Origin of the sequence: Herbaspirillum sp. UBA812, from assembly GCF_002296545.1 — a bacterium.
GTDB classification, from domain to species: domain Bacteria; phylum Pseudomonadota; class Gammaproteobacteria; order Burkholderiales; family Burkholderiaceae_D; genus Herbaspirillum; species Herbaspirillum huttiense.
Map to the genome: position 1 here is coordinate 1 of NZ_DBIC01000152.1, position 465 is coordinate 465.

Below are 465 nucleotides of genomic sequence, written 5' to 3' on the forward strand. Positions count from 1 at the left end.
GTGCATCTTTCAGTAGGGGGTCGGCTACGCGGCCACGGTGGATGGTGTCGCTGCCGTGCAATTGCAGGCCCGCCGTATCGGCCGGGATCAGGAACAGCGAGATGCCGTCAGTGTCATCGGTGGCGCCGCTGGTGCGCGCCGAGACCAGGAATACATCGGCCGCTTCCGCGTGCACCACGACCGCCTTGTGCCCTTCCAGACGCCAGCTTCCATCAGCCGATTGGGTGGCGCGCGTGGCCACATGCGTGGGCGCGTAGTGGCTGTCGGCTTCTTCATGGGCCAAGGCGGCCAGCGTCTGGCCGGCGATGATCTGTTCCAGGAAGGCTTTCTGTGCGGGCGTGCCAGCGGCCGCGATGGCCTCGCCGACCAGGATGGCGCTGCCCAGCAAGGGCTCCAGCAGCAGGCCGCGGCCGATCTCTTCAAACACCACGGCGATGTCGAAACCGCCCCCGCCGTAGCCGCCAT

The 465-nt window shown here is 67.5% G+C and carries 1 protein-coding gene; it reads right to left on the reverse strand.

What is annotated here, in order from left to right; translation table 11 throughout:
- Positions 1-465, reverse strand: a 465-nt coding sequence (locus B3873_RS09660; RefSeq protein WP_286865611.1) for an acyl-CoA dehydrogenase family protein, incomplete at both ends; no start/stop codon positions are given.